At 64.1% G+C, this 26,408-nt stretch carries 28 protein-coding genes and 1 pseudogene; 8 read left to right on the top strand and 21 right to left on the bottom strand.

Annotation, left to right across the window (positions count from 1 at the left end):
- Nucleotides 1-305 precede the first annotated feature (305 nt).
- The 8 genes from ACZYZE_RS15855 to ACZYZE_RS15820 form a co-directional block, all read right to left on the bottom strand.
- Nucleotides 306-1,595 (bottom strand): DDE-type integrase/transposase/recombinase, encoded by a 1,290-nt coding sequence (locus ACZYZE_RS15855; RefSeq protein WP_463908767.1) that lies wholly within the window; start codon nt 1,593-1,595, stop codon nt 306-308.
- A gap of 337 nt (nt 1,596-1,932) precedes the next feature.
- Nucleotides 1,933-2,361, bottom strand: coding sequence for a MarR family winged helix-turn-helix transcriptional regulator (locus ACZYZE_RS15850; RefSeq protein ID WP_459319334.1), 429 nt, complete (start codon nt 2,359-2,361; stop codon nt 1,933-1,935).
- 117 nt (nt 2,362-2,478) lie between these two features.
- Nucleotides 2,479-3,087, bottom strand: a complete 609-nt coding sequence (locus ACZYZE_RS15845) for a DUF3618 domain-containing protein (RefSeq protein ID WP_459319335.1) — start codon at nt 3,085-3,087, stop codon at nt 2,479-2,481.
- Nucleotides 3,084-3,518 carry a phage holin family protein gene (locus ACZYZE_RS15840; RefSeq protein ID WP_463908764.1) on the bottom strand — a complete coding sequence of 145 codons (435 nt, stop codon included), beginning with the start codon at nt 3,516-3,518 and terminating at the stop codon, nt 3,084-3,086. The genes ACZYZE_RS15845 and ACZYZE_RS15840 overlap by 4 nt, the downstream gene beginning before the upstream one ends.
- Entirely contained in the window at nt 3,515-4,303 is a 789-nt protein-coding gene (locus ACZYZE_RS15835) for a hypothetical protein (RefSeq protein ID WP_463908762.1), read from the bottom strand. The genes ACZYZE_RS15840 and ACZYZE_RS15835 overlap by 4 nt, the downstream gene beginning before the upstream one ends.
- Before the next feature lie 498 nt (nt 4,304-4,801).
- Complete coding sequence (locus ACZYZE_RS15830) at nt 4,802-5,701, bottom strand: diacylglycerol/lipid kinase family protein (protein ID WP_463908760.1); 900 nt, start codon at nt 5,699-5,701, stop codon at nt 4,802-4,804.
- A gap of 829 nt (nt 5,702-6,530) precedes the next feature.
- Nucleotides 6,531-6,788, bottom strand: coding sequence for a hypothetical protein (locus ACZYZE_RS15825; RefSeq protein WP_463908758.1), 258 nt, complete (start codon nt 6,786-6,788; stop codon nt 6,531-6,533).
- 227 nt (nt 6,789-7,015) lie between these two features.
- Nucleotides 7,016-7,297: a hypothetical protein gene (locus ACZYZE_RS15820; RefSeq protein ID WP_463908756.1), complete on the bottom strand. Its 282-nt coding sequence runs from the start codon at nt 7,295-7,297 to the stop codon at nt 7,016-7,018.
- Nucleotides 7,298-7,482: 185 nt separating this feature from the next.
- Between ACZYZE_RS15820 and ACZYZE_RS15815 the strand changes: the two genes are divergently transcribed.
- Nucleotides 7,483-8,196: a TetR/AcrR family transcriptional regulator C-terminal domain-containing protein gene (locus ACZYZE_RS15815; RefSeq protein ID WP_459319341.1), complete on the top strand. Its 714-nt coding sequence runs from the start codon at nt 7,483-7,485 to the stop codon at nt 8,194-8,196.
- Between the two features lie 12 nt (nt 8,197-8,208).
- On the top strand, nt 8,209-8,439 hold the full coding sequence (locus ACZYZE_RS15810; RefSeq protein WP_463908754.1) for a zinc-ribbon domain-containing protein: 231 nt from the start codon (nt 8,209-8,211) through the stop codon (nt 8,437-8,439).
- Nucleotides 8,440-9,064: 625 nt separating this feature from the next.
- Here ACZYZE_RS15810 and ACZYZE_RS15805 read toward each other — a convergent pair.
- A complete protein-coding gene (locus ACZYZE_RS15805) occupies nt 9,065-9,529 on the bottom strand; it encodes a DUF4383 domain-containing protein (protein ID WP_463908752.1) in 465 nt (154 codons plus the stop codon).
- A 627-nt stretch (nt 9,530-10,156) separates the two neighbouring features.
- On the opposite strand from ACZYZE_RS15805, the gene ACZYZE_RS15800 reads away from it, so the two are divergent.
- Nucleotides 10,157-10,702, top strand: a complete 546-nt coding sequence (locus ACZYZE_RS15800; RefSeq protein ID WP_463908750.1) for a hypothetical protein — start codon at nt 10,157-10,159, stop codon at nt 10,700-10,702.
- Between the two features lie 210 nt (nt 10,703-10,912).
- A complete protein-coding gene (locus ACZYZE_RS15795) occupies nt 10,913-11,632 on the top strand; it encodes a hypothetical protein (RefSeq protein WP_463908748.1) in 720 nt (239 codons plus the stop codon).
- Between the two features lie 286 nt (nt 11,633-11,918).
- Here ACZYZE_RS15795 and ACZYZE_RS15790 read toward each other — a convergent pair whose 3' ends face one another.
- From ACZYZE_RS15790 to ACZYZE_RS15775, 4 genes and pseudogenes are all read right to left on the bottom strand, one after another.
- On the bottom strand, nt 11,919-12,131 hold the full coding sequence (locus ACZYZE_RS15790; RefSeq protein ID WP_459319344.1) for a ParB family protein: 213 nt from the start codon (nt 12,129-12,131) through the stop codon (nt 11,919-11,921).
- 434 nt (nt 12,132-12,565) lie between these two features.
- Nucleotides 12,566-13,288: a ParA family protein gene (locus ACZYZE_RS15785; RefSeq protein WP_463908746.1), complete on the bottom strand. Its 723-nt coding sequence runs from the start codon at nt 13,286-13,288 to the stop codon at nt 12,566-12,568.
- Nucleotides 13,251-14,426: a tyrosine-type recombinase/integrase gene (locus tag ACZYZE_RS15780; protein WP_463908773.1), complete on the bottom strand. Its 1,176-nt coding sequence runs from the start codon at nt 14,424-14,426 to the stop codon at nt 13,251-13,253. Before ACZYZE_RS15780 ends, ACZYZE_RS15785 begins: the two co-directional genes overlap by 38 nt.
- Nucleotides 14,427-14,493: 67 nt before the next feature.
- Nucleotides 14,494-15,432 (bottom strand): annotated as a pseudogene (locus ACZYZE_RS15775) (ParB/RepB/Spo0J family partition protein); the annotation flags it as partial.
- Nucleotides 15,433-15,947: 515 nt separating this feature from the next.
- Here ACZYZE_RS15775 and ACZYZE_RS15770 point away from each other — a divergent pair.
- Nucleotides 15,948-17,186 (top strand): IS110 family RNA-guided transposase, encoded by a 1,239-nt coding sequence (locus ACZYZE_RS15770; protein ID WP_463908744.1) that lies wholly within the window; start codon nt 15,948-15,950, stop codon nt 17,184-17,186.
- Here ACZYZE_RS15770 and ACZYZE_RS15765 read toward each other — a convergent pair.
- From ACZYZE_RS15765 to ACZYZE_RS15755, 3 genes are all read right to left on the bottom strand, one after another.
- Nucleotides 17,183-17,749: an SRPBCC family protein gene (locus ACZYZE_RS15765; RefSeq protein ID WP_463908742.1), complete on the bottom strand. Its 567-nt coding sequence runs from the start codon at nt 17,747-17,749 to the stop codon at nt 17,183-17,185. The genes ACZYZE_RS15770 and ACZYZE_RS15765 overlap by 4 nt on opposite strands.
- Before the next feature lie 88 nt (nt 17,750-17,837).
- The gene (locus ACZYZE_RS15760; protein ID WP_459319348.1) at nt 17,838-18,176 is read right to left on the bottom strand and encodes an ArsR/SmtB family transcription factor; all 339 of its coding nucleotides are present in this window, start codon (nt 18,174-18,176) and stop codon (nt 17,838-17,840) included.
- Nucleotides 18,173-18,637, bottom strand: a complete 465-nt coding sequence (locus ACZYZE_RS15755) for an SRPBCC domain-containing protein (RefSeq protein ID WP_459319349.1) — start codon at nt 18,635-18,637, stop codon at nt 18,173-18,175. The genes ACZYZE_RS15760 and ACZYZE_RS15755 overlap by 4 nt, the downstream gene beginning before the upstream one ends.
- Before the next feature lie 231 nt (nt 18,638-18,868).
- Here ACZYZE_RS15755 and ACZYZE_RS15750 point away from each other — a divergent pair, with 231 nt between their 5' ends.
- Genes ACZYZE_RS15750 through ACZYZE_RS15740 form a run of 3 tightly spaced genes read left to right on the top strand, consistent with a single transcriptional unit; the run spans nt 18,869 to nt 20,287 of the window.
- Nucleotides 18,869-19,225, top strand: coding sequence for an ArsR/SmtB family transcription factor (locus tag ACZYZE_RS15750; RefSeq protein WP_459319350.1), 357 nt, complete (start codon nt 18,869-18,871; stop codon nt 19,223-19,225).
- Entirely contained in the window at nt 19,218-19,661 is a 444-nt protein-coding gene (locus tag ACZYZE_RS15745; RefSeq protein WP_459319351.1) for an SRPBCC family protein, read from the top strand. Before ACZYZE_RS15750 ends, ACZYZE_RS15745 begins: the two co-directional genes overlap by 8 nt.
- Complete coding sequence (locus ACZYZE_RS15740) at nt 19,658-20,287, top strand: maleylpyruvate isomerase family mycothiol-dependent enzyme (RefSeq protein WP_459319352.1); 630 nt, start codon at nt 19,658-19,660, stop codon at nt 20,285-20,287. The genes ACZYZE_RS15745 and ACZYZE_RS15740 overlap by 4 nt, the downstream gene beginning before the upstream one ends.
- Before the next feature lie 1,083 nt (nt 20,288-21,370).
- On the opposite strand, the gene ACZYZE_RS15735 is transcribed toward ACZYZE_RS15740, so the two are convergent.
- The 5 genes from ACZYZE_RS15735 to ACZYZE_RS15715 all read right to left on the bottom strand — a co-directional run bounded on the left by ACZYZE_RS15735 (nt 21,371) and on the right by ACZYZE_RS15715 (nt 26,246).
- Nucleotides 21,371-22,093, bottom strand: a complete 723-nt coding sequence (locus tag ACZYZE_RS15735) for an SDR family NAD(P)-dependent oxidoreductase (RefSeq protein WP_463908738.1) — start codon at nt 22,091-22,093, stop codon at nt 21,371-21,373.
- 20 nt (nt 22,094-22,113) lie between these two features.
- On the bottom strand, nt 22,114-22,881 hold the full coding sequence (locus ACZYZE_RS15730; protein WP_459319354.1) for an SDR family NAD(P)-dependent oxidoreductase: 768 nt from the start codon (nt 22,879-22,881) through the stop codon (nt 22,114-22,116).
- Nucleotides 22,878-24,272: an MFS transporter gene (locus ACZYZE_RS15725; protein WP_459319355.1), complete on the bottom strand. Its 1,395-nt coding sequence runs from the start codon at nt 24,270-24,272 to the stop codon at nt 22,878-22,880. Before ACZYZE_RS15725 ends, ACZYZE_RS15730 begins: the two co-directional genes overlap by 4 nt.
- Nucleotides 24,272-25,159 carry a polysaccharide deacetylase family protein gene (locus tag ACZYZE_RS15720; RefSeq protein WP_459319356.1) on the bottom strand — a complete coding sequence of 296 codons (888 nt, stop codon included), beginning with the start codon at nt 25,157-25,159 and terminating at the stop codon, nt 24,272-24,274. The genes ACZYZE_RS15725 and ACZYZE_RS15720 overlap by 1 nt, the downstream gene beginning before the upstream one ends.
- Before the next feature lie 67 nt (nt 25,160-25,226).
- On the bottom strand, nt 25,227-26,246 hold the full coding sequence (locus tag ACZYZE_RS15715; RefSeq protein WP_459319357.1) for an asparaginase: 1,020 nt from the start codon (nt 26,244-26,246) through the stop codon (nt 25,227-25,229).
- Nucleotides 26,247-26,408: the final 162 nt, after the last annotated feature.

The following is a 26,408-nucleotide window of genomic DNA, read 5'->3' as shown; positions in this document are numbered from 1 at the left end:
CGACTGGCAAAGGCAGGGCACGATGGGCGACGAGGTGGAAGCCGGCCCTGAACGCGTTCGCCATCACCTTCGAAGGAAGAATCAATTAAATGCCAGCCACGGATCCACCGTTAAACGGACACTCCCGGGCGGCGTTCTCAGACTGGGTCTTGAAGTCGGCCTCCGGCCCCGTGAGGAAGGGCATATGTCGCTGGTGCCGCGCAGGAGGCGGGTGGGCCCGGCATTATGACCATGAACTCTTCATTGTCATGTCTCATGACCTCGTGGACACTTCCTGTCTCATGACCTCGTGGACAGTTGATGTCTCATGGCTTCGTGGACAGTTCGTGCGGGGTTGTTGTCCTGGTGTCGGTTCTGCGTGGATAGCTGATTCGTTTTCGGCGGGCTCCGGCGGGGTCGGCGGCGATGCCGGAGGGCTTGCCGTGGCCGACGTAGGGTGTTCCTCCAGGCGGCCTGGGGTGGCTGATGATCTCGGTGCCTTGCGGCCCGAAGAACATGATGGTGGCGTCGTCGTAGATGACGTGGACGGTTGCTCCGGTGTGTTCTTTACCCATCTGGAAATGGGTTCCCAGGATCGTGGCGCAGCCGTCCTTGCGGACGATTCGTTGCATGCTGCGGCGGTCTGATCCTGGAGCCGCGTCTGGTTCAGGCGGCGTGGGCGCTGGGGTTTTGGGGGTGGCGCTCCAGGCCTCATGCGGGGTCGTGCCGGGTGCCAGACCCTGGTGTTCGCGTTCAGTGTTGTAGTAGTGATCGAACGTGTCGATCTGGGTCTGCAGGGCAGCCATCGAAGGGGCCGGCGGCTGCCCGTGCAGGTATCGGTGCAGGGTCTGGTGGAAGCGTTCGTTCTTGCCCTGGGTGGTGGGCTTGTAGGGCTTGCCGGTGATCGGCTGCACGCCCTTGGCCTTGAGGAATTCGACCAGGGCACCGGTGCGGCCACGCCGGGTCGGGTTCAGGGCAGCCCCGTTGTCGGAGAGGAATTTCTGCGGCACCCCATGGCGTTCGATGGCCAGGGCCACGACGGCGATCGCGGCGGCGCTGGTTTCCCCGCTGGCTACGAGGGAGGCCAGCGCGAGGCGGGAATGGTCATCGATGAGCTGGAAGACCGCCACCTTCGTCCGGTCGGCAAGCATCCACTCCGTCGAGTCGATTTGCCAGCACGCGTTCGGCTGCGGATAGACGAAGCGCTTGTAGGCGCTGCGCGGCTTCTTCCGTGGTTCCGGCACCACCACTCCGGCCCGGGAGAAGATCCTGGCCACGGTCGCCCGCGACGGCGGCGTGAAGCCCAGCCGGGTCAGCTTTGCCACCACCGACAGCGGACCGTGGTCGTGGCCGGCTTCCTTGAGTTCGGCCCTGGTGTCCAGCACAAGATCCACCATGACCTGGGTCGTCGCGGTGGGCATGGCCGACGGAACAGGAGGCCTCTTCTCCAGCGCTTTGACCGGCCCCACCCGCGCGGCCGCCGCACGGACCTGATAGAACCAGGCCCGCGAGACATCGTGTTTCCGGCAGAACGCGCTCACGGCACCGCGAGGGGCGTCCTCGGGCCATGTGGCCACAGCATGACGGACCTTGATATCCGGTTGGGGTTTGCTCATACGCAGCAGCAAACCCCACCCGAGTGTCAACGAGGTCCTGAGACAGAGTGTCTACGAGGTCATGAGACAGAAATGTCCATTAAGTCATGAGACTCCACACCATGAACTCTTCATCCGACCGGGTCCGACGACCGGGCGGCTGGCTGCCGAGCAACACGACGACCTCGAGGACTGGCTTGCCGGTCACCGGGAACGGGTGGAGGCCCGCGGTGAAGCTCTTCCTTTGCATCCGGTGATCGTGGAGTTCCAGGAACGGATTGCCGGCGATCCGGTCCGGCCAGCTTTCCCCGCCCCGTCGCAAACAAAGCTGACGCGGCCCGGGAACGCTTGGGGTTGACTAGTTCTTCCTGAGGTCGTTGAGGTGCTGTTGGAGACTGCGCCGCAGGGCCGCGTCGTCACCGGTACCGGGTTCTGCCATGGCGTCCAGCAGTTTTTCGGCCGTGGCCAGGACGGTGCGGCCGCGGGCGGTGAGCGTGATGATCGTGCTTCGGGCGTCGCTGCCGCGTTCTTTGCTCACGAGGACCAGGCTTTCAAGCCTGCATAGAACCTTGCCGAGGCTTTGCTTGCTGACCGACATGAGGACCGCCAGGTCGGAGATCGTGGCGGGCTCGAGATCGGCGACGGATTCCAGGGCCTCGAGGGAGCCCTGGGTCAGGTGCAGGTGCGCCAGTCGCCGGTTGATCTTCAGTTCCTCAAGTCTGGCTGTGACGCCGAGAATCCGGTAGGTGGGCCACGGAAGCGGCTCCCCTCCGTCGGCGTGGGCCATACGTGGGCTCCTTTGCATCGCTATTCACGCGGGGCGCCCTGCAACGCCGGGCTGCAGGTGCGGCGGAGCCGCCCCACGGATCAGTCCGAGGGGCGGCTCCGGATTACCACTGATTCCTCAGGCCTGCTGGACGTGGTCCTTGGCGTCCGCGGCGCTGACTTTGACGTCGGAGACGGCGCCCTGGCCTTCCTCCTGGACGTGTTCGGCAGCGTCGGCCGCGGTGGTCTTGACGTTTTCCATCGCTTCCCGGGCCGGTTCCTGCAGGCTCTGGGCGACGTCCTTGGCGGCGTCCGCCAACTGGGTCGTGACCGGTTCCGCCGCGGTCTTGAGCGCCTGTGCCGCCTCCCGTTCCTTGGCGCTGGCCGGTATGAGGGAGGAGACGAGCAGGCCGGCGCCGAAGGCGATCAGTCCCGCCGCAAGCGGGCTGCCCTGGGCTTTCACTGCGACCTTGTGGGATGCATCGCCGATTGCGGAGCCGGCGTCCCCAAGGGTGGATCCGGCGGCGGATCCGGCGTCACCGACCGCGGAGCCCACGCTGTCCACGGCATCCTCGGCTGTTCCCATGATTTTGTCCTTCACGCCGAAGACGGCGTCTTTGACCTTGTCGGTCTGGCGGTGGACGATGTTGGACGGGGTCACTTTGTCCGCGACCGCGTCCACGTTGGTGCCGAGGCGGGCACGGGTTGCTTCGATGTCGGCGCGGATGGCGTCAGGGTTTTCACTCATCGGTGGTCCTCGTTCGGTTTCAGGGTGGGTGGGATTTCCTGGAGGGTTGCTGCGGTCTGGGGCATGCCCTTGATCGTTTTGAGTTCCTTGCGGCCCCTGCTGGCCAGGATGGCCGCAACGATGCCCCAGAGGACGGCGACGATGACCGCGGACCAGCCGAAGCCGGTCCACTCCTCGCCGATGCCGTACCAAAGGGCGAGGGAGAGGAAGAGGAGCACGAAGTGCCCGGCGACTCCGGCTCCGGCGAGCAGGCCGCCGCCCTTGCCCGCGCGCGTAGCTGACTGCTTCGCCTCGATCTTCGCGAGTTCCACTTCCTGACGCATCAGCGTGGACATGTCGCGGGTGACATCTCCGAGCAGATCGCCTAACGAAGTAGCGTCAGCCTTGGCGTGGGCGGGGGTGGGGGGCGGCTCCGGTATCTGGCTGCTCACGGCCGGCGTCCTTCACCCTGGACAAAGGGATCGTTAGAATCACGCAGCGGAACCCCGGCCGGACCGTCAAACCCGGGTCGCGCGGTCTCGCCGTATACGGTTTCAGGGTAGACCGGAGCGGCAGAGGGGGTCCCCCCGTAAACGGGCGCGCCCGCCCCGTAGGCGATGCTGCTGCCCGGAACCGGGGACTGGACGGGCTGCGGGGGAAGGGCCGTGCCCGTTGTCGGAGCCGCAGTCGGGGCTCCGGCCTGAAGGCTTTTACCCAGACGTCCGGCGAGAATCCCGGTCCCGGCGGCAAGGAGGAGGAAGGCCCCGGGCCGCTGCCGCGCGAAGGACTTCACTTCATCCAGTACGGAACCCGGATCACGGTTCTCCAGCCATGACGCAACAGAGGCCGAGCGGTCCGCGGCCTGACGGACGATGTCCGCGGCGACCCCCTGCTCGTCCGGTGCCCCGGCCATGGTCTGCAGCTCTTCGGAGATCTTGCGGATCCCTTCGGCGGCCTTCTGTTGCTGGGTTCCGGCCTGGGCCGTGAGGTCGGACTTGGCCTGGTGCAAAAGATCCCTGGCGTTGGTCTTCACCTCTGAGGCAACGTTGGCGACCTCGTCCTTCGCCGTTTCCGCCACCTCCTGCACGGCGTCCCCCGCGTGCTTAGCCACACCCGCGGTCTCCTCCTTGGCCACACTGGTCTTGGACTCGGCCGCAGGAGCACCCGAGGATACTCCGGGTTCGTAGCCTGCCGGAGGGACCTGCGGGGTCACGTTCTGCCATTGATTCTCGGTCATCATCGCTCTCTTTCGTTGAAGGGATAACCGCTGTGAGGATTCAGCACTCCAACAATAGTAAGCATGATTACCATTTTTAGTAAGTACCCTTGGTAATTTCTTGTCGACGCTTTCACAGCAGTGTGGAGCGCGCGCCGGCGAGGGATCTGCGTGCTTTCGCGCCGAGGGGGCTCTCCAGCGGGCCTGCTGCGGCCCCGGGCGCCACGACTTTTACGATTGGCGGCGGCCCCGGTGTCAGCCGGAGGCACCAGCAGAGGGTGGTACCGGGATCGCCCGGTCCCTGGACCAGGGCGGGAGGACCTGACTTGGCGGCCCGGTTCATAAGACACCAGCGCTGGAACTCGTTCCACAACTAAGGCAGCCTGGAACGCTTGCATCGACGGTGAATACCTCTTCGTCGTCTGAGGGACTTTTCCCGCAAGCGGGTCCGGTCCGGTCCGGGCCAACAGGGTAGCCTCAGGTGTTTCGATTTTTGGTGTGTCCCGGAAAGTACGGTCCCTACCCCAGTATCGGCAGAGCGGCAGGGGCGCTTTCAACCTTGACCAGTGTGTTCGCGTCCACGGACTTCACTTCCCCGTCGATCTGGTAGGGAAGCGGCTTGAGTGTGGTGAATTCGTAAGTGCTCACACTGGGCTGGTCACCCAGTCCCTGTGTGGTGGCGCGCAGGGCCGTCAGCAGTACCCGCCACTTGGCCATGTGCGGAAAGAGGACCACCTCGAATTTTCCGTCTGAGGGGTGACTGTCTGCGTCGCTGAGTGTGGCGTACTTCGCCATCTCGGGAATGTTGGCGAAGACGAGGCTGTCGAGCTTCCGGCGTTTTCCGTCTGTCTGGCGTATTTCGAACGGTTTGAACTTCGCGAATGACCGGATCACGGAGACCATTTCCTTGATGGCGCCCTTGCTGCCCTCTTCAATATCGATCGCCATCACCGGTGTCAGACCGAATCCGATGTAGGAGTGCGCGTAAACCGCCGGCGCGTCCTCTCCCGGTCCCGTGTGGATCCGCAACAGGTCGATGTGCCGCACGTTGCCCTCGGCGATGGCTTCTTCCAACGGCTTGGTGCCGGTGGTCCGCCGGTGATCATTGGCGTTCCCTGCCGCCATGACAGCACACACCGCATCCGGGTTCCCGCCCTGCACAACACCGTTGACGACTTCGTTATAGCCCCCGTCGCCGCTGACGGACACGACAAGAACGTGGCCGCCGGCGCTGGCGGCCTCGCGGGCCAACTCAACGGCGTGCCCGGCATGACTGGTCGGTTGAAGCCTGAGATCCACCGTGTAGGTCAGGAGCTCGGTCAGCCGGTCCCGGAGTTTCTCCGCGAGCTGGGGCGCATCCCCGGTGCTGTTGGGATTGAAGATAATGACTATTGATTCGAACATCCGTGCAGAATCCATGGTGTGCTCCTGGTTCATAACTGGCGGCTGCCTGAAGGGCGCCGGATTCGGGGAGACGCGCGGATGAAATCCTGGCTGATTTCACCAGATGTTGCCGTAGCGGCCCTCGACCGTGCCTCGGCGGGGGCAGAGCGCTCATGCCAGTCGCGTGCCGGCCTGACTCCCCCAACGGTGCAGCTGTTCAGCTGTTCAGCTGTTGCCGGCGTAAACGAGGCTGTCGGGATCCGCTTGGCTCGCTGGAGCATCCGCGAGCCCCTGCGGGGACAGGTCAAGGTCGTTCAAGCTCGGTCGTTCCCCTGCTGCTGCCGGGCGTGCGGCCTGGTGTGCATTGTCGCTGTTGGTCACGATGTCTCCGTGTTCTTGGTTCACTGCAGAACCGAATAGGAGCCAGCCCGTCATGAGTGGGGTATCTCCATCTGAAATCCGCACCGGCACCGCAGAACCCGGGTCCGGAGATAGACACTCAGGAACTCCGTCGGCCCGGCCTGAGTGGAAACCGGCCAGTGCACGCCCCGAAGCTCGGGGTCTGCAGGCGACATAGGCTCCTGGCAGTGGACGTAAGCGGCGCCCCGGTGCACGACGTCGCCGTTGTCCTCGTTCCGCTCCGGGAGTGCCGCGATGAAGGCTGCGGTGGTCGCCAGGACACGTGAACCGCGGCACTGCGTGCAGGTGATGGCGGCGGCCAGTGTCTGCTGCTGCGCGTTCAGGGTGGTGACGGAGTCAACAAGGAGGTGCCCGTCAGTGTCGCATTTCGGACACCAGAGGCGCCGGCCGCGGGGCTGGTGGGAATCCCGCGGCAGATATGTGGGGGAGGTCGTCGACATCCGGATCAGACCAGACCCGCGTAGCTGGCGAGCATGTAGTCCGCTGCGGCCGGGCCCTTCATGCGGAGGCCGGTGCGCTTGGGATGGATCCGTTTGATCTTCATGGCCGCCCAGAAGGCTTCCTCTGACCGGGGCGCCGCCTGGGCCAGGAAACATCGTCGGCTGTAGAGACCATAGAGGCGGTTGCGCCAGAGGGCGCGCTCGGCTTCAGGGTCGCGGGTGGTGGCTTCCTGCCGGAACTGGTCGTACTGCGAAGCTGCCATGGGTGGCTCGTTTCCGCTCGGTGCGTTTCATGCCGCCGTTCGGCTACAGCAGCTAAAGCTTCAAGGCCGTGCACAGGGCGCAGAAGCAGGCTCCCGGACGGATGCAGACTGCAGGTCCGGGGATAAAACTTTTCGGGTCGATGGATCCTGGTGCGGCCGCCCTTCCGGGGGCGGCACCAGGATCCATCGTTGTTCGGCAGCACCCGCAGCCGAACGCTGCGCAGGTGTTATACGTGGTTGTGGCTGTGGTCGCGGTTGCCGGCCTTGGCCAGGCCTCGGGCCACCATGAGACCGACGGTCAGCCAGGTAATGAGCTGCATCGCGTCATGGGCGTTGAAGACATCCACACCGTTCTCGCTGCGGTCGTCCCCAACAACGGCAGCGGTGATGATGGTGGCGAGGACGGCGGCGACGTACACGGCGAGCTCAAGGGTCCTCGCGGAGATCTTCATGTCGTTCGCGTTCCGGGTCGTGTCGGTTCGGGCGTTCTGGGGGTTGTTCGCAGTCATGGTGTGTCCTGGGGTGAGAGGAGGGGTGATGTGAGGCCGGAATGGCCGAGCAATCAGGGTTCCGCTTCGGAAACGGTGATAAACACCTTCCTACAACGTAGACTCTACCTGTAGACTACATAATAAGCAAGCTTGCTTACTTTCCTCTGAAGAGGGCTTGACCACAGCCACAAGAACGGAAACCCATGTCACCCGAAGAGAATCCGGTGCCCATAACGGGCGGCGGCCGGAAGAAACGGCTCAGTCGGGAGATTGTCCTGTCCGCCGCCCTGGCGCTCGTTGACGCGGAGGGACTCGATGCCCTCACCATGCGCCGGCTCGGGCAGGAACTCGGGCGGGATCCCATGGGCCTTTACCGCTACGCCGCAAACCGTGCAGCCCTGCTGGACGGGGTCTCGGAGCTGGTCCTGAACGAACTGGCCATCTTCCCGGATGACCCGGACTGGCAGGCACAGCTCCGGCGCATCGCCCACGACCTGCGCGAGATCGCGCTCCGGCACCCCAACGTCGTTCCCCTCCTCGTGACCCGCCCCCTGTCCACGCCCCTGGGCCTCCGGCCGCTTGGAACGCTGCGGCCCCTGGAACAAATCCTGTCGCTGCTGATCGACGCCGGATTCGCCCCCGCAGACGCCCTCCATGTCTACCGCGCCTACTACGGGTACCTCTACGGCCACATCCTCAACGAACTGCAGGAGCTGATCGTGGACCCGGACGAAAACGAAGCCCTCCTCCGCCTCGGCCTGCACCGACTGCCGCCAAAAGACTTCCCAAGGCTCCGCGCCCTCGCCCCGGTCCTCGCCGACTACGACGGCGAAGCCGAACTCGACCAGGGAATCAACATCCTCCTCTCAGGCCTCCCCGCGCGCCTCTCCCCCGGGCCTGACCAGCCAACTCTCTGAAAGGCACCAACCATGTTTCTACTCTTCGGCCTTAAAACGCTCCTTCGCGACCTGCCTGGACGGATGGCGACGTGCCAGTACTGCGGCCAATTCGTCCACCATCAGCTGCAGGAACGCGCCACTAAACTCACCCTGTTCTTCATTCCCGTCTTCACAACGTCCAAAACCTTCAACATCGCCTGCACCAACTGTGGTCAGAGCTCCACGATGAAGTCCAGGCAGAAGAACGCCCTCCTCAGCTAGCAGTGCCGCCCATCGCTGTCGACGATCCGGAACCCCGCAAGCTGGCTCCACCGCTTTGAGACGATGGAGCCAGCCTTGGCGGGATCGGCATGACGCGCACGCCGGTTGGCCTGCCCCCAACTTTGGTTGCCCGGGCCATTCCCCTGGCCAGAGTAAGCCGGGCACACCCGTCAGGCAATAGCTCTCATATGACTCGAAATTTCATCGCCCCTATGGTCTCTGGGTCCCGCCGCATCCCCCATTTGCGACAGTACGACACAACCGGAATGCCCCGCGCGGGCCTCCCCGGAGGGTCGCGCGGGGGCATTTGCATATGACAGTCTGGGTCAGGACCGTTGTGACGGCTTGAACCACGACCCCGGAGTTCCGAGAGGAAAGCTACTCCTCTGACAGGCGTCGCTCCTGACGGCGTACGACCTTAGCGAGCACCAGAGCCTAACGCGGGACAGGAAAGCGGCCATGACAGGACACCAGGGAACTACAACATAATCCGGCGTGGCCGACTCTCATCCCCACATCGACGCTTCGGAATAGTCACACTCCAGACCCGGCAAAAAACAATTCCAGTCAGCACCGAATCATCGCCGCTTGATACAGAGGAGTGCCGTTAATGGGATAGTCCCTTTCAGCGGGTGGCAGTAACACGGTCCCGGGTGAGCAGGAATCCGAGGGCGATCATGCCCACCCCAAGGAAGAGGTGGAGCCAATTATCGGCTGTGTTGAGGGGGACGAAGTTGGCGGCCGAGTCGGAATTGCCGGTGATCAGGCCATAGATCCACAGGACCAGGTAGATGGCGCCGCCAATGATGAGGTAATTACGCGCGCCACCGGCGCTGCGTGCCGCGGCGAGTCCGGCAGCACCGAAGAGCAGGTGGACGATGTTGTGCAGGATTGATACCTGGAAAACCCCAAGTAGCATGGCCGTGGAACCGTGACCGGCCACGGCCATGGTGTCGTACTGGCTGGTGACGCCGGGAACGAACCCGAGGACACCGACAAGCAGGAACACCGCTCCAACGACGGTGGCAGCTTTTTGGACAGTTGTTCGCGACCCGGCGTAACCCGCGACCCGCGGAGATGAAGCGGTCATGGCATCCTCAGATTCTTGTATCGGTTCCGAGGCTAAATCTGGAGCTTCAGCCCCGCTAATGATCCGATAGTAGCCATGCAGACTTGCTTTGTCAGCATGGCCACAACTCTTTATCCGCGTCGCCTGAGGATGCTTACGCCCGCCCTGACAAGCACCCGGCAACCCTGTCCTCCGGTGGGATTCTCCTGGCCCCACCCCGGACCGCTGGCCGGTCCTCCGGTTCGGGACCTTGGCAAGGCAGGGCGGGCACGGAGCGAGGAAGGACGCCGCTGCCGTCATTCGTGAGGTTCGTTATTGGTTTTCGGGTGGATCGAGCCGCTCCGCGCAGGTAGCCAGAAGGACGACTTCCAGGCCCCGGATCTGTCCCAGGCCCCGTCCAGCATCCGCTATATCTTTCCCGGATCGATGCCCCGATAGACGCCGGAGAGCACGGTGAGGGTTTTCCAAAGCCCGGCCGAAGCCCCTCTCCCCGCAGGGAACAAACACTGGCCCGGCGACAGGATAATAAGTACCCTTGCCATTGGGGGCCTTTGACGGCCTCAACGGCGGGCATATCCGTCCGCCCAAGCCCCGGTCATTCAGCGCACCACCGGTGACGCCGAGACCCCGGAATACGAGGAGATCATCATGGCAGGGAATCTGTTAGCCCGTTCGGTCCACGATTTGTCCGCCGCTGCGTGGTTCGGCGGTTCCCTGATGGGAGCCATCGGCCTCAATGGCGCCACGGCGGAGGCGAAAGATCCGGCGGAACGAACCCGCCTCTCCAGCCTGGGGTGGGCTAAGTGGGCACCCGTGCAGGCCGGTGCGTTCGCAGCCCACGCCCTGGCCGGCCTGGCAGTCATTGGCGGGAACAAGGAACGCGTGGCCGGCCAGGCCGGTGTTACCGGGCTTACCGTCCTCAAGACCGCCGTGACCGTCCTTGGGGCTGCGACCACCCTGTACGCCGGAATCCTGGGAAATAAAGTCGGCGAGCTCTCCGACGCCGGCGCCGAAGGAGCCACGGAACCACACCCCGGGGCACCCGAGGAGCTCAAGACAGCCCAGAACCAATTGCGGGTCCTGCAGTGGAGCATCCCTGCGTTCGCCGGCACCGTCATCGTGCTCGGAGCCCGGCACGGCGAGATGCAACGCCCCGGAAATGTCTACCAAGGCCTCCTCAAAAAACACACCTAAGAAGAACTGCCGTCCGGGATCTTGGCGGCGGCCGTCCACGGACAGACAGCAACGGCCACGCCGGAAGGGCGCCTCCACCCGTCCTGTGAGGCTCAACGGGCTTCTTGTCTTGCGCCTCCAAACCATCCCTGCGCCGGAGAGCCCGGCGGCGACATGTCAGGCGAAATCAAGCCTAAGTGGACAGCGGGCTTACGCCCGGGAGGGAGCGGGATGAAAACTACCCTGAGCGGTGCAGCCGGTGTGGCGTTCGCAGCACTGTTCAAGGTCCTGAAGACCCTGCGGCCCGACCGGCCTATCCACCCCGCGGGCGTGGCCCTCACCGGAACGATCGAACGATCCCCCGGGACTACCGGCAGCGGGATCCGGTGGATCGATTCCCCCGGCAGCGAAGCCGTTACAGCAAGGCTGTCCCGCTCCATCGGCACGCCCCCCGAATGGCCGGACATCCTCGGCCTCGCCATACGCATCACGACCGAAACCGGCCATGCCGATCTCCTCTTGGCCTCCACCGGAATGTCACGGGCGGGCCGCTGGTTCCTCACCCCGCACCAAACCGCCAGCACCAGCGCCTTCACATCTCTGATGCCCTACAAAGGAACAAACGGACCAGTCCTGCTTGCAGCACGCCCCGCCTCGACCACGCCGCGGCTTTCCTCCTCACCCCAGGCCTTCAGGAACGCCCTGGGCACCGGCACCTGGACCCTCAGGCTTTACCACGCAACACCCGCCGGGCCCTGGACCCCGTTCGGGACCCTCACCCTGGCCATCGACCCCGATACAGCCGACACCCGGACCCGATACGACCCCACCACCCACCCACTGCCCGACGCCGGAACCTACAACTGGGCCAAAAACCTCCGGGCACCCGCCTACACCACCGCCCGGACACCCCCACCACGTCCGCGGCACAACCGCATGGGACATTCCTAGAGCCCGCCCAATCATCCCGCTCCACACCGCGCCAGCCGCGAAGGTCCCTACACGGCTCGCCTCCGAGACCGCGAATTGACTTGAAGCCCAATCCAAATAGGCTGGAGCGGTCCGTCCCCCTCAAAAGGACGGACCCCGCCCGGTCCAGGCGTGCCGCTCAAGCGCCACACCTCAACCGGCGCGGCGCGAGAAAGGTCCCCTGCTGCAGCAGCGCGGCACGGGGCTTTTTCGCCAGCTACCGCGAAGGATCCTGCGTAGCCGTAGCTCAGGACCCGTCACCTGCTCTTCAGCTTTCCTTGAGCCGCCGGCCCCCGGGAAGGTTCTCACCCCAGGACGGGTACATCGCACCGTCATTGTGTTCGACTTCGCGGCGGGCCGTCTCGGCTTCGATGGCTTTCGCCACGAAGTGACTCCAGGTGTTATCCCCTTCGGCGTAGCTGGTCGCCCGGTACGCGGCCCGCGCCCGGTTCCGCAGCGTGGCGGGGATACTCACCGTCATATTCGCTTTTTCGGTTTCCTTGGGTTCATCCTTCCTTGGTGTCACCGGTCGGTGTCCGGGCAGCATCCGTGCCAGCGGAGCCTCTGCGGCCGATACTGCTGTGCGTCGTGGCGGCAAACCCAGTGCGGGTCGACTGGGTGTCGGTTCGGCGCTCACGCGCTGACCTCCTGGGATTCAGCGACGGCGATACGCCGGGTCACTTCCGTGGCGACTGCGTGCAGGTCTTCGGCCACACTGGAAGCCGACTTTGGTCCGGCATTGCCGGCCTTCGCTTCACCACGCAGGACCTCCCACCATTTCGGCCCCTTACTGAGCTCCCGCTCGAGCTCGTGCGCCAGCAATCCACGCTCACGGCACGCCTGAGTCTGGCCTCTGCCTGGCGGATGCTCATCGGGAACAGCACTTCGTCTGTGCCAAAATCGGCGGTTAGATGGTCACGGGTGACCTTGTGAACCTGCTTGGAATTCGTCCCGGTGCCGACGAGAACGACGCCCAGCAGGTCCAGAGAGGGATTGAGGCCGACGACGCTGTCCATGCGGTGCCGCGACAGCGGCGACACCCTTACGGCTGGACATGTCCGTCTTCAGCGGTACCAGTGCGTAGCGGGCAGCTGCAACCGCCGCAGCCTGCAGGGGCTCATTTCCGGGCGGGCAGTCCAGCAGAACCAGATCGTACTCCCCCGCGACGCTGGCAAGCAGTTTGGCCAAGGCCAGCTGCGCAGCGTCGCGATCCTTCTGGGCTTTGGCTCCAAGGAATGCCGCGGCATCGTCGAGATGGGGGCCGCCGGCAATGACATCAAGATTGGCTCGGACGCCGGTCAGGAGGTCGGGTTCTCCCCCGAAGCATAGCGAAGCCGCCAGACTTCTGCCGCCATCACCTTTGTCGGCATAACCGAGGTCCTCGGCGAGGTTTCCCTGAGGGTCGAGATCGACGAGCAGCACACGCGATCCACCCTCGGCGAGGAGTCCACCTACGTTGGCCACCAGGCTTTCCAGGTCTCCCTGCGGTTGCGGCGGAACTGCTGGCGGGGTTGCAGGGGCGGCCGTGATGACGCTGCGGGTCCGCGTTTTTCCGGCCGATGCCGGCTCGAGGCGCCGCTGTTCCGGATGCGTGAGTCCTTTAACCACCGAACACGACCGTGAAGTCGTCCGCGTCATACCCGGGCGTCAGCTTCGGCTCCGGCCGCGGTGCGGCAAAGTGCTCCTGTACCTTTTGGAAGACCTCGTCAATCCGCGGCCGCAGATACGGTGCCATTGACGACACCCGCCGGTGGCGGGTCACGGCCATCACCTCGGGCAATGTCAGATTCGGGTCCGTTACCATCCGGTCGATGGTCGTGTGCCGTAGATCATGCAGCGACCAGTCCGTTCCCAGCGCCGTGTTCGCGCGCTGCAGGACCCTGCGCGCCGCGTAATAATTCAACGGCCGCGGCTTCCCATGCAGGGCACGCCAGATCGGCTCGCCCGGTCCAGGGGTGCCGTGCTCATGGAAATATGCCACCAAGTGCTGCAAGGACTCCGGAGAGGCGGGAACCGGTTCCAGGGTCCTGGACCCTTTTGAAATAACCCAGACCCGCTGCATGGCCCAATCCACCTGATCACCCCGGACACCGAGAAGCTCGTTCGCCCGGGCACCCGATGACAGATAAAGGCTCACGAGCGCCCGGTCCCGGCTTGTCCGTAAGGCACCGATCAGCTCATCAACCAGATCATCCGGAATGGACCGCGGCGCCAGCACGGCCGCCTTCTGCCTTAACGGCGCACGACGCATTCCCGGGGTCTCCTCCAGCGGGCTGCGGTGCGCCAGTCTCGCCCGGCGGCCCGGACTCTCCGGCACCGGGTTCGTCACCGGCCCGCGGCCAAAGCGGGCATGGAACGCGTAAAAAGAGGCCAGAACGGCCAGGGCGTGATTGATGGTCGCCGGCGCATACCCCTCACCCAGCGGCCGCTTCCCGGTCCGCGGATTCATCAACAGGGACCCGCTCCCCCGCCGCTGAGGATTCACCGCCGAGCGCATCCAGCCCACCATGACCTCGACCTCCAGACGGCCTGCCTGATCCCACGGGAGCCCGATGAGCTCCAGCACCCGCCACCAGCGCAGCAGGTCATTGCCATACGAACGCACGGTCACCGGGCTCATGTCCGTCAACACGAGATCGCGAAGAAGCACCGAGAAAACCTCGATCTCGCGCCCCGCCTCGTCGACCACGGCGTAGGGCAGCAGGCCTGCCGCGTTCTTCCGGACAGCGCCAATGCCGGGTAACTCGATCTGACCCTCGAGCAGCTTCAGCCGCATTTCGTCCACGATGACCACCTCTCCGGAAAGCCTGGGTTCAGTCTCCCAGAAGTTCAGTCAACAGGACGCTTTCCATCTCGCGGTTATTGGCTATCAGGGTCTTCCGCTCGGCTTTCTGTTCCTCGGTCATCGGGCCTTTCTGGGCCTGGGTGCCGCCGTCGTAGCGTTCGTACTTCGGGGTGAAGCCCCGGTCCTTCCAGCCGGTGATGACGGGGTTGGCTTTGTGCTGGCCCCGGTAGTCGGTGCTGATCAGGTAGGCGTTGGCGTCCTCGTCGGTGGCCGGTTCCCCGTCGGCCCGCTTCGCGGCCGAGACGTACAGGTTCTCTTCGTTGGCGTAGTGCCCGGCGTCCTCGACGATGGTCTTGCCCTGGGCTTTCAGCTCGGCGGTCAGCGCCGCGAGGGCGGCCGCGCGGTCGCGGCGGTCCCGCAACTGTTGGGTGACGTGTGCCAGCATTTCCGGTTCATCGGCGATGACCGATTCCAACTCCTCCACCGCGTCACCGTCAGTGGCAAACTCGGCCAGAATCAGGGCCGCTTCAATCGTGTACCCCTTGCCCAGGGCGGCGGCTCCGGCGGTCGAGGATTTGGCCCTCAGTGCCCCTTCCACGGTGGTCTTGGTGCGCCCGGTCTTCTTCGCGATCACGGCGGCTGACACTCCGATCAGGGACAGCTGGTGGTAGGCGTCGGCCTCGTCCGCTTCGGTCAGTTCGGCGCGCTGGATGTTGTCCACGACCTGGGTCACGATACGTTCGGCTTCCTCGGGGGACTCGATGATCATCACCGGGATGCTGGTGCGTCCGGCTTCAACGGCGGCGCGGGTGCGGCGCTGTCCCATCAGGTCGTGCACCACGCCGTCGTCTTTGCGGTGGGCGATGACGGGTTCCATCACGCCGTGCTCTTTGATGCTGGCAATGAAGTCAGCGGTCAGGGCGGCGTCTTTGCGGACGTTGGTGTCCACGGTCAGGGTGGCCGGGTCGAGCATTTCGAGGGTGGGTGTGGTGTTCATGGTGTTGCTCCTTTTTGCAGAGGATTCCGGTGGGTGGGCGGCTCAGGTGACCGGCCAGCTTCCCCTCTCCCCCCGTTGTTTTTTGGTTGCTGGCAAGCTCGCTTGCTCGGCGGCCGACGGAGCCCTGTCTACCCGCAGGGCAAGGTGCGGGAAATTCCCTCAAGGAAATCAGCGACGCAGGAGCGCCGGAGGGACATTTCCTGGACCGCAGGCCCCGACGAAGGAGGGGCTAGACGGGGTGGAGCGGACGCCTAGAATCCGAAGGACAGCAACCAAAAGACGGTAATACTGGAAAAGGTCTTGAGCCGGCGTGACTCAGCAAAAAACTGACGTGCCTGGCGGCACTGTCTTACCGACGATCTGTCCGCCGGCTCAAGGTCCGTCAAAGGGGTGTGGAGCCAGGCGGACATGACTTCATAGGAGCCTGACACGACCAGTCCCATTACCGTTTTGTCTGCCCACCTGGCTCGCGCCCCACTCACCAGCCATCAATCTAACTGGGGGCAACTTCCATCTTGGCAACCGATCTAATCACCGTCATCGCCGGTATCGATACTCACGCCGACACACACCACGTGGCCGTCATCAACGAGCACGGCAAACCCCTCGCGGACAAGGAATCCCTGGCCGTCGGCTCCGGATACCGGAAGATCGTGGATTTCATCACCAGCCACGGCACAGTCACCGCCGTAGGGGTCGAAGGAACAGGATCCTACGGGGCTGAAATCGCCAGGACCCTGCGCGGTGAAGGTCTTTGTGTGCTGGAAGTGAACCGTCCAAACCGGGCCGTGCGCCGGCTGAAGGGCAAATCCGACCCGCTGGACGCCTACCAAGCCGCCCAATCAGTCCTCGACGGCCGGACCAAATCCATCCCGAAAGCCAAGGACGGTCCCGTTGAATGCCTGCGAATCCTGCGCGCCGGCCGCACCTCTGCCGTCAAGGCCCGCACCGCAGCCATCAATCAGATCAAGGGCCTGCTCGTATTTGCCCCGGATAAACTCCGGGCGAAATACCGCGGGCTTGGAACCTCTGCGATGCTCACAGCCCTGCAGCGTGCCAGACCTTCGGGTCACATGGCTGATCCCGAGTACGTGTGCCTGCTGACTTTGAAGTCTCTGGCCACCCGCTGCCAGTCGCTCGCGGCAGAGATAGCCGCCGCGGACGCGGCGCTCCAGGAAATCCTCGATACCTACGCGCCGATGCTCTGCGACCTGCCAGGTGTCGGAACGGAAGTAGCAAGCCAACTCCTGGTCACCGTCGGAGACAACCCCGACCGCATAGGAAATGAGGCCCAGTTCGCCGCCCTGGTCGGGGTCGCGCCGATACCAGCATCCTCGGGCAAAACCACCCGTCACCGGCTCAGCAGAGGAGGTGACCGCAACGCTAACCATGCCTTGTATCAGGTCGTCCTGGTCCGTATGGCGTCGTGTCAACGGACCAAGGACTACGTGGCCAAACGCACTGCGGAGGGCAAGAGCAAACGGGAAATCATGCGCTGCCTCAAACGCTACGCTGCCCGGGAAATCTACCGCCAGATCACCAACCCCCAAGCAGCCCCAGACAACACCGACCTGCGACAAAAGCGCACCACACTCGGTCTCACCATCACGGTCGCAGCCAGCGAACTTGCCCAGTGGCCCTCCAAGATTTCCCTCCTGGAACGGGGCCTGCTCCGCAACGACACCCTCGCCGCGGACTACCGTCAATGGCTGACCGAGCAGACAGCTGCAAGGATGCGCCAACAAGACTGCTAAGGCCGGCCTGCTCCAAGATCCATCTCAGTCTTTCCCCTCCCCGGGGTCGGCCCGGCCGATGCCTGACGTTGGCGCCCGCCGCGCAGCTCGGCGGCGGTGTGCTGGTGGGTTGGGGCGTGGCCGTTTCCCTTCAGGTTGGGCTGCCCTTCCCCGGTGTTGATCAGATTGCGCAGGCTGCCGCCCAGGTAGCCGCCCCACGCGTTGGAGCACACCTCGTAGCACTCATACTGCGGAACCAGGCCGACGTGGGTGAAGTGGACCTCGGTCCCGCCCTCCATTTCAGAGATCTCGAAGACGACCCGGGTGTCCTTCCACTCGGCCTGGTCTTCGACGAAGTTGAAGTAATTGTCCAGGACGAGCCATGCAACTCTCCGGCCGGGCACGAGTTCCGTGACCCGGATGCAGCAGCGGTGCACGTCCTGGTAGTGGTAAGTGAATTCACCACCGACCTGGTCGGTGACGCCCTCGACCTCTTGCGACCACCAACCGCGGACTTTTGTGATGGCCTCAAATGCTTCCTGCGGAGTCCGCTCCACGGCGAAAGTCGTGGTGAAGTCCAACATCTCGTTACCTCATTCTCGAGTGCGCGCCCACATTTGGGCATGGTTGGGCACGACCGCCACGGATGTGGCGACGTTCAGCCGTGAGGCGTCAGCCTTCGCGACTATGCTGGATTGCTTCGGCGATTCCCTTGATGCGCTGCAGCCTGGCGTCCCAAGTGGCCCCGACCGATGACAGTTGCGCGACAGCTCGGGCGAGCTGGGCTTGGCTCACCTCGTAGATTCGCTCCCTTCCCAAACTCGTGACGTGGACCATTCCGACGCGGTGGAGCACGGCAAGGTGTTTGGCGACCGCCTGCCGCGTGACCGGCAGCTGCCTACTCAGCGTGGTTGCTGTGCCGCCGCCGTCGTTCAACAGCAGGTCAAGCATCCGTCGCCGAGTCGAATCCCCCACCGCCGACCAGAGATCGTCGTCGACGGTCACGCTCATGGCGCCGATACCAGCCGGCCGACGTAGGAAACGAGTCGGGGCAGGAAGTAGTCCCAGCCGCGGACGTGATCCCGGTAATGCTCCTCGAGCACGGCCAACTCCCAACACTTCTCCCTGAACCCCGTCTCGGTAAAACGCAGCCGCGTGCCCCTACCCGACGGGATCAGGTCAAAGCTCACCAGGAGCGAGTTGGAAGGCGTCGCGGTCTCACCGTCGTCGTACACCCACCGGAAGGAGAAGCGGCGAGACGGGCTGGCTTCCACCACCAGGAGAGTAACGATCTTTGCCCCCGGCGCAGACCTATCGCCAAACGAGATGACCCCCGTCGCCCCGGGCACCGGTTCGAGCTCGGCCTCATCCGGCCACCACTCCCGCAGGTGCTCAGGCGTGGTGATGACCTCGTACACCACCTCAGGCGTGGCTTCAATGTGGATCTCCCGCTCGATGCTGCCGTACTCCATCCTGCGCTCCTAACTTTTAGCAACCTTTTGTTGCACAAACTATAGAGCACCGCTGAGGTATGTGCAACGATTGGTTGCTCTTTTTAGTCACCAGTGGAGAGCCAATCTTCTGAGGCAAACTCAAGCGCCCCAGTGCGACTCCTTGGAGTCGGACCCCAGAACTGTTACTTTACTTGACGGCTAATTAACTGAGCGGTAAAATACAACAGTGAAGAGATTCCGGATGATGTCATGACAGCGGCAGGGAGTCAGAAGCTCGACGCGATGTTCAGCGCGCTCTCCGATCCAACGCGGCGGGCGATCGTAGCCCGGCTCGCCGTCGGCGACGCAACAGTCAATGAACTGGCGGAACCGTTCAAGCTGAGCCTGCCGGGCATATCCAAGCACCTGAAGGTGCTTGAGCGGTCGGGGCTGATCAGCCGGGGCCGACACGCTCAGTTCCGCCCCTGCCACTTGGAGTTGCAGGCCCTCGATGCCGCTGCCGGTTGGATCGAAGAGAGTCGGCGTCTTTGGTCGGAGCGCTTCGACAAGCTCGACCAACACCTCCGCACCCTGCAAGAACCACCGATTGGAGATCCCCATGAATGAGAACACCCTGCGTTTCACCCGCACCTTCGAGGCGCCACGGCAGCTGGTTTTCGACTGCATGATCGACCCCGAACATCTGACTCACTTCTGGGGTCCCATTGGAGTCACCACACCCTCGGAAACAATTACCGTAGACGCCCGCGTCGGCGGGGTCTTCACGACCATCATGGTCAACGGCGCCGACGGCAGCACCTACCCAACCAGTGCAAGATACCTTGAGGTGAGCCCACCAGAGCGGTTGTCGTGGATCGAGGACCGATCGGGGATGACCGTGACCATCACCTTCACCGAACTCGGGAACCACCGAACCCAAGTCGACATAGAACAGACCAAGGTGCCGTCACCGATGATGAATGCCGATGCCCAGGCCGGATTCCTCACGTCCCTGGACCGGTTCGACGCCTACCTCGCTCAGCTGACCCGAGCCGATCGATGAGCGCGGGCAACGACCTGATGGCGACCATCGCCGCCGAGCGGCGGGCCTTCAGCAATATCCTGGAAGCCCTGCCCCAACAGGACTGGAACACCCCCTCGCTATGCACGGGCTGGCGGATGCGCGAAGTTGTCGCGCACATGACCATGCCCCTGCGCTTTTCGACCCCGCGGTTCATAGGCGAGATGCTCCGTTCTCGCGGCAACTTCGCCCACATGGCCGATCGAGTCGCCCGCCACGACGCCCAGGAACCCATCAGCACACTGCTCCACCGGTGGCGGACGAATGAGGACACCCGGTGGAAGCCCCCGGGTGGCGGCCTCAAAGGGGCCCTCACCCATGACATCGTTCACGGCCTGGACATCACAATCCCGCTGGGTATCAGACACTCAGTTAGTGAGGCCAGCTTGCTCACGGTCCTCGACCAGGCAACCAGCCCGCTCAGCCAGAAACATTTCCGGCTTGACCTGACCGGCATCCGCCTTGAGGCCGACGATCTCGACTGGGCCTTCGGAGCTGGCGAGCCGCTCCGCGGTTCCGGCCACCACCTCCTGATGGTCCTCATGGACCGCAAGCTGCCCACCGGCGTCCTCGCCGGCCAGGCAAGTGATCGGTTCACAACTGCCTGATCCAGCCCCGACCACCCTCGCTGCACAGACACTGTCGACGCGCGGACGTTAGGCGGTAGGAGATCCGCTCCCTTAGGACGGCAGCCCTCCCGAACTTCATGACCCCGCTGCCCCGAGGAATTGCCGACCGTTCAACCCCGCGTGCTGAACAGTTTCAGGATTAGGGCTTTTCCGATTTGACGCCTATAGGAGCATCGTCGTAGACAAACAGGGCCAGGGTGGGCCGGAGCCCTGCGACGGACAGCACTGGACCCAACAGCCGGCCGCGCCAGCGGACGCCCTCCAAATCGGTGCCCGCAAGTGATGTCCTCCCCGGACCGAACGGAACGCCAGCCCTTCGAACGGAACACAGGGGGCTTGAAATCCTAACCCTAAGCATGCTTACTATGGAGTCATGGCCGGATTGATCGGCTGCCAACCAGATGGTTCACCCCGTGCTACCCTTCAATCCGGCGGAACGGGCCGACCTTGGTTGCAGGGTTCTTCTTTGCATCATTGGCCCGCCACGTTGCTGGACCGGGTACTTCCGTCCTGCTGGCATCGGAATCATCCTTCCCGATTATCGAGGTCGCCATCAAACTCGGCGCGGTGCATCTGGTCTGGACATCATTATTCGCGGGCTTACCACGACCCTGCGGAGGCCGTGCCCGCATTGCGCGCCATGTCGTGGCCAAGATTCAAGACACGGAGCGACAAGTCCTCCGGCTGCGAGTCCGCTGCCGTCCAGTCCTCCGACGTCGGGTCCCCCTCCGAACCGACCATGGGCGCCGCCACGCGAGTATTTTCTGTAGCACCGGGCCCCTCCGTAGGACGCGGATCCGAAGGCTGCGCTCCCGGGCAGCTTCGGAGAACAGCAGACCATAGACCTTCCACTGTTCCCACGGCCGCTGTGGCGCCCGTTGGTCCCGACACCAGCCAGCCGTCGCTGGTAGCGGCCACTTTCGGGGCCCCGGGCCACGTTTGGCAGACGCTGTTGATCGTTTGGGCGACAATGAGATGCTGCCGCATCGTTCGGTTCGGCCCCAGTACGGGGTCGCTCACAACACTTCGTCCGCACGCGCCGCACATGTGGGGTGTCCTTTCCTAGGGCATGACGTCGCCGGAATTTGGCCCCAGCGTCTGACCGACATACAGGTTGCCTCCCGGATCGCTGGCGAGAAGCAGCGCCGTCGGCGCCACCTCGGCCGGAATGCCGAAGCGCAGCAGCGGCAGTCCTGCACGCTTCGCCGTTTTCCAGTCCTCGGAGATTCCTTCAACCAAGGGCGTCTCAATAGGGCCTGGGGCTATGCTGTTGACCAGCACGTTGTCTGCGGCGGTTTCCAGTGCCAGAGCCTTGGTCAGTCCTACCACCCCTGCTTTGGCGGCGCTGTAGTGGCTGAGCCCGGTTCCGCCCTTGATGGCCAGCTGGGAGGCGATGTTGATGATGCGGCCCCACTTCTGCTGCCGCATTCCCCCCACCACCTCCCGGCAGCACAGGAAGACGCCCGTCAGGTCAACGGCAATCGTCTCGTTCCACATGGCCAAGGTCATTTGCTCCAGCGGTGATTCGGTCAGCAGGCCCGCGCTGTTCACGAGAATGTCGATGCTTCCGAGTTGCGCCCGTGCGGCGGTGAAGGCCGCCTTGACGCTCGCTTCGTCGGAGACGTCGACGGCGATGTTTCCCTCCTCGCCCGACCGGTCGAGGACGGCCACTCTGTCGCCGTTGGCGATAAAGGCTTCGGCGATGGCCTTGCCTATGCCGCTGGCTCCGCCTGTGACCACTACAGCGCGACCCGCCGCATTTCGGGAGGCGTCAGGGTTGTTCATTCTCGTCCTTCCAAGGCCGTTCAGGCGCGCATCTTGATGGTGAGACCGCCGTCGACGATCAGGGACTGACCGGTGACGTAGGAGGCATCATCGGAGGTCAAGAAGCCGATCACGCTGGCGACCTCCCCAGGCCGTCCGACCCGGCCCCAGGGTATTTCCAGCCCGGCGCGTTGCAAGCCGTCAGGACCGAGCGAGTTCACCGGGTCCAGGGACTGGGGCGTCTCAATGAGTCCGGGAATCACGGCGTTGGCGCGGATGCCGCGCGGTCCCAGCTCGGCGGCGACGCTGCGGATCAACCCGAGCACGCCAGCCTTGGCGGCCGCGTAATGGGCATGCTCCTCCCACCCGTAGACTCCTCCGGCAATGGAGGACACGGCAACCATCGATCCACCGCCGGTCATCCGCGCGGACCCGGCTCGCAGGGTCCGCAGTACGCCGGTAAGGTCGACGTTGAGCATGTCATCCCAGCGCTCATCGGTCATCTCCCCCAGGGGCGAGTTGCGCAGGATTCCTGCGTTGGCCACCGCGTAGTCCAGACGCCCGTACTCCGCCAGGGCGCGTTCAGCGAACGCATCAACGGACGGTGTGCTGCGGACATCCACTTCGTGGACAACTCCTTGGCCGCCTGCGTCCTTCACCAGACGGAGGGTTTCTTCCGGGTCGTGCGGGTCACCGGGAAAGGTGCCCATCACCGAATGCACGCCCCGGTGGGCGTAGTGGACCGCGAGCGCCCGTCCAATGCCACTGGCAGCTCCGGTGATTACGGCCACCCTGGTTTCCGGTGTCATGCTTCGACTTCGTGCGGGTGGTCCTCGAGCAGGGCTTCAACGGGCGGCTTGGCGGCGATCATCAGGAGGCCGGAGAACAACGTTCCGGCGGCGCCGACCCACAGGGCTGCAGCGCCAGTTCCCGCGCTGGCTGCGGCAGCTGTGAACAGTGCACCGCCGAGAATGATGCCGGGCTGGCTCATCGCGCCGATGAAGGCGGTGCCCGTGGCTCGGCAGCTGACGGGGTAGCACTCGGCCATGAAGTACTGGATTGCAGCGTAGGGTCCGACCAGGAAGAACAGTCCGGCTCCATAGGTGACGATGATCATGAAGGGGCTCGTGGCGAAGGGGCTGAGCATGATGCTGAACGAAATGCCGGAGAGAATCCAGCCGCCGATGATGGTCCGTTTGCGGCCGATCTTGTCACCGAGCCATCCGTGGAAGACGTAGCCGAAGTAGGCCAGCATGTTGATGACGATCAGCATCCAGAAGGCGTCGGAGAGTTCCACGCCCTTGGCGTTCTTCAGGACGGAGCTGCCGAGGATGCTGAAGATCATGATGCCGAAGAAGTTGAAGATCCAGGCCAGCGAGAAGACGATCGTGTTCCGGCGCAGGTGCGGTTCCCAGATGCGCTTGAGCGGGGCCGCCGAAGAGTGTTCGACGCCGTAGGAGCGGGCCAGTGCGTGGGCTTCCTCGGTCTTGCCGCTCTTCTCAAGTTCGGTCAGCTTGTGGTGCAGCTCGAACTGAGGTGTCTCCTTTAGCTTCTTGGCAATGGCCCAGACGATGATCACGGCCGGAATAGTTGCCATGAGATAGAGGGCGCGCCATCCGAGGGACGGGAGGAAGGCGAGGGCAAGGGCACTGGCGAGCAGGAAGCCCAGCGGCCAGCCGCCCTGGATGAAGGAGTAGTGGAATCCGGGGCGCTTGCGCTTATCGGCGACTTCGGTGACCTGGTAGACCTCGTTCATGTAGGTCGCGTTGACGGCCTGCTCCGAGAATCCGAGCCCGCCGAAGGAACGCACCAGCACGACCAGGCCGTTGCTGAGGAACGGGATTCCGGTCGGGATCAGGGCCGTCAGACCGGAGACAACCGCGGTGCCGCCGACGGTGACCATCATGCCTTTGCGTCGGCCGAGCCGGTCGATGACGGGGCCGACGCCGAAGCAGACGATCGCGGTGCCGACGGCGATCCAGGTGTTGATTGCGTAGGCTTCAGTTTCGGTCCAGCCAAACTCTTCCTGCATGGCCGGCAGGAGGGTTCCGAAAAGTCCGTAGTCGAACACAGCTACGGTCCAGGCCAGCAGGGCCAGCACGGTGGCGGTGGTCGTGTGGCGCTTGGAGAATACCGGGAAGCGGCGTTTCTCGTTGGTGGCGGGTTTAGTCAGGTCGATGGCGGGCTGCTGAACGGTCATTACTGGTTTTCCTTTCGGGGGCTGCGGGCGAGGAAGGAGTCCGCGATTTGGTCGAATGTGAGCCAACTGACGCCTTCGTGGGAGTTGATGTGTTCGATGAGGCGTTCGAGCATGAGCAGGACCTGGGGGCGGCCCGAGACATCCGGGTGGATGGTCATGGTGAAGACGGCCTGGTCCATTTCGCGGTACACCCAGTCGAACTGGTCGCGCCACATTTGTTCGATGTCCCTGGGGCTGACGAAGCCGTGGGAGTTCGGGGAGGCCTTGATGAACATCATGGGAGGAAGGTCGTCCAGGTACCAGTTGGCCGGGATCTCGACAAGGTCGGTTTCCTTGCCCCGGACGAGCGGCTCCATCCAGGTTTCTGCGGCTCTGGTGTAGTCGATCTTCTTCCAGCTGTCGCCGACACGCACGTAGTAGGGCTCGAAATCGCGATGCATCAGGGAGTGGTCGTACTTGATCCCGCGTTCGAGGAGGATCTCGTTGGTGACCGGGGAAAATTCCCACCAGGGTGCGACATAGCCGGTGGGGCGACGGCCGGAAACCTTTTCGATAAGTTCGATCGACCGGTCCAGGATGGCCGTCTCCTGCTCGCGGGTCATGGCGATGGGGTTTTCATGCGAGTATCCGTGCACGCCGATTTCGTGCCCCGCGTCCACGATCATGCGGGTCAGGTCCGGAAAAGTCTCGATCGAGTGGCCGGGCACGAACCACGTGGCGGGAAGGCCGTACTTCTCGAAAAGGCGGATAAGGCGGGGGCCGCCGACCTCGCCGCTGAACAGGCCGCGGGAGATATCGCACGGGGAATCCTCGCCCCCGTAGGAGCCGAGCATTCCGGCTACGGCGTCCACGTCGACGCCGAACGCGACTTGGATGTCCTTAGTCATGAGATTTACCTTTCACTGCGCTGGTTGTTGAGGTTTTGTGTCGTTGGGTTTTGGTTTTGGGGTGGAACTAGTGCGGGAGCGTGCCCCGGCGGGCGAAGGTTTCCGCAATGCGGGCCGCGGGGGTGTCCAGCCGGAGCAAAAGGCTCAGGAGGATCAGCGACTGGGATGGTCTGAGCAGCCCGGAAGGTATCGCACCGGCCGCGCGCAGATCGGCACCTCCGCCGTCGCCGTACCGGGGAACGACGGCGCCGGCCTCCACCCGCGTGCTTGTCACCACCACGACGCCGTCCGCGGTAGCGTCCGCGATGTCCCGGCACAGCGCGCGGTTGGCGTTGCCCGTTCCCGTTCCCTGGAGCACAACCCCTGCCGCCCCGGCCTGCAGGGAAGCCCGCAAGAGGGTCGAATCCGCTCCGGGATAGGAAGCAACAAGGTCCACACGCGGCGAACCGGCGCCGACGCCCGGCAACGGCAACGGGACAATGCCGGGCCGTGCTGCGCGCATGCTGACCTCGCCGGAGTCGGACAACGAGCCTGCGGTTCCGAAATCCGGGTTGGCGAAGGCATCGAGCCGGGTTGTGTGGCTCTTCCGGACGCCTGCCGCCGGGAAGATCGTCCCGGCAAACGCCAGAAGTACGCCCTTCCGGCGTGCCTGCGGGGAACCGGCGAGGGAGATCGCGCGCGACAGATTTCCGGGACCATCCGGCATCCGGGAGTCGGCCGCCTGCTGCGCTCCGGTGAACACCACGGGACGGGGATCGTCGTGGGTGAGGTCCGCGAGGTACGCAGTTTCCTCCATCGTGTCCGTACCGTGGGTGACGACGACCCCCAGAACGCGCGGGTCGGCCAGCGCCTGCCTGATGCTGGCGCAGATGGCGATCATGTCATCGACCGTCAGCAGGTACGACCCCTTCCGGAGAACATCGACCACGCGGACCGGATGAGGGGCCGCAACCCCCAGGCTGGCGAACACCTGCTCTCCCGTGTCCGCCGCCACGGCGGCTCCCCCGGCCTTCGACGAGCGGGAGGAAATGGTTCCCCCGGTCGCCAATAGCACAACGTAGGGGGCGCCCAATTGTGTGACAGTCATTTGAACTCCGTTTGTCCTGCATCTGTTGCCAGATGCGTACCCAATCGATTGGGTCATGGGATAAAAAGTACCTTTGCGATGTTTCCCGAAGACGCTTCCGGTGTTTCGACGGAGATAACTTTTCGCCGTCTGGCACCGGAGCCCCACCAACCCAATCGATTG

This window comes from Pseudarthrobacter woesei (assembly GCF_055412745.1).
This window is presented reverse-complemented; position numbering and strand designations above follow the sequence as displayed.

Excerpts from the sequence above, each read along its gene's own strand:
- ACZYZE_RS15820 (WP_463908756.1), bottom strand. The coding sequence starts at position 7,297 with ATGACTGCGAACAACCCCCAGAACGCCCGAACCGACACGACCCGGAAC.
- ACZYZE_RS15785 (WP_463908746.1), bottom strand. The coding sequence starts at position 13,288 with ATGACGCGGACGACTTCACGGTCGTGTTCGGTGGTTAAAGGACTCACG.
- ACZYZE_RS15850 (WP_459319334.1), bottom strand. The coding sequence starts at position 2,361 with ATGGCCCACGCCGACGGAGGGGAGCCGCTTCCGTGGCCCACCTACCGG.
- ACZYZE_RS15780 (WP_463908773.1), bottom strand. The coding sequence starts at position 14,426 with ATGCGGCTGAAGCTGCTCGAGGGTCAGATCGAGTTACCCGGCATTGGC.
- ACZYZE_RS15725 (WP_459319355.1), bottom strand. The coding sequence starts at position 24,272 with ATGACCGTTCAGCAGCCCGCCATCGACCTGACTAAACCCGCCACCAAC.
- ACZYZE_RS15720 (WP_459319356.1), bottom strand. The coding sequence starts at position 25,159 with ATGACTAAGGACATCCAAGTCGCGTTCGGCGTCGACGTGGACGCCGTA.
- ACZYZE_RS15745 (WP_459319351.1), top strand. The coding sequence starts at position 19,218 with ATGAATGAGAACACCCTGCGTTTCACCCGCACCTTCGAGGCGCCACGG.
- ACZYZE_RS15835 (WP_463908762.1), bottom strand. The coding sequence starts at position 4,303 with ATGACCGAGAATCAATGGCAGAACGTGACCCCGCAGGTCCCTCCGGCA.
- ACZYZE_RS15765 (WP_463908742.1), bottom strand. The coding sequence starts at position 17,749 with ATGTTGGACTTCACCACGACTTTCGCCGTGGAGCGGACTCCGCAGGAA.
- ACZYZE_RS15855 (WP_463908767.1), bottom strand. The coding sequence starts at position 1,595 with ATGAGCAAACCCCAACCGGATATCAAGGTCCGTCATGCTGTGGCCACA.
- ACZYZE_RS15800 (WP_463908750.1), top strand. The coding sequence starts at position 10,157 with ATGGCAGGGAATCTGTTAGCCCGTTCGGTCCACGATTTGTCCGCCGCT.
- ACZYZE_RS15735 (WP_463908738.1), bottom strand. The coding sequence starts at position 22,093 with ATGAACAACCCTGACGCCTCCCGAAATGCGGCGGGTCGCGCTGTAGTG.
- ACZYZE_RS15730 (WP_459319354.1), bottom strand. The coding sequence starts at position 22,881 with ATGACACCGGAAACCAGGGTGGCCGTAATCACCGGAGCTGCCAGTGGC.
- ACZYZE_RS15750 (WP_459319350.1), top strand. The coding sequence starts at position 18,869 with ATGACAGCGGCAGGGAGTCAGAAGCTCGACGCGATGTTCAGCGCGCTC.
- ACZYZE_RS15740 (WP_459319352.1), top strand. The coding sequence starts at position 19,658 with ATGAGCGCGGGCAACGACCTGATGGCGACCATCGCCGCCGAGCGGCGG.
- ACZYZE_RS15760 (WP_459319348.1), bottom strand. The coding sequence starts at position 18,176 with ATGAGCGTGACCGTCGACGACGATCTCTGGTCGGCGGTGGGGGATTCG.
- ACZYZE_RS15830 (WP_463908760.1), bottom strand. The coding sequence starts at position 5,701 with ATGGATTCTGCACGGATGTTCGAATCAATAGTCATTATCTTCAATCCC.
- ACZYZE_RS15795 (WP_463908748.1), top strand. The coding sequence starts at position 10,913 with ATGAAAACTACCCTGAGCGGTGCAGCCGGTGTGGCGTTCGCAGCACTG.
- ACZYZE_RS15825 (WP_463908758.1), bottom strand. The coding sequence starts at position 6,788 with ATGGCAGCTTCGCAGTACGACCAGTTCCGGCAGGAAGCCACCACCCGC.
- ACZYZE_RS15755 (WP_459319349.1), bottom strand. The coding sequence starts at position 18,637 with ATGGAGTACGGCAGCATCGAGCGGGAGATCCACATTGAAGCCACGCCT.
- ACZYZE_RS15715 (WP_459319357.1), bottom strand. The coding sequence starts at position 26,246 with ATGACTGTCACACAATTGGGCGCCCCCTACGTTGTGCTATTGGCGACC.
- ACZYZE_RS15810 (WP_463908754.1), top strand. The coding sequence starts at position 8,209 with ATGTTTCTACTCTTCGGCCTTAAAACGCTCCTTCGCGACCTGCCTGGA.
- ACZYZE_RS15790 (WP_459319344.1), bottom strand. The coding sequence starts at position 12,131 with ATGACGGTGAGTATCCCCGCCACGCTGCGGAACCGGGCGCGGGCCGCG.
- ACZYZE_RS15805 (WP_463908752.1), bottom strand. The coding sequence starts at position 9,529 with ATGACCGCTTCATCTCCGCGGGTCGCGGGTTACGCCGGGTCGCGAACA.
- ACZYZE_RS15845 (WP_459319335.1), bottom strand. The coding sequence starts at position 3,087 with ATGAGTGAAAACCCTGACGCCATCCGCGCCGACATCGAAGCAACCCGT.
- ACZYZE_RS15815 (WP_459319341.1), top strand. The coding sequence starts at position 7,483 with ATGTCACCCGAAGAGAATCCGGTGCCCATAACGGGCGGCGGCCGGAAG.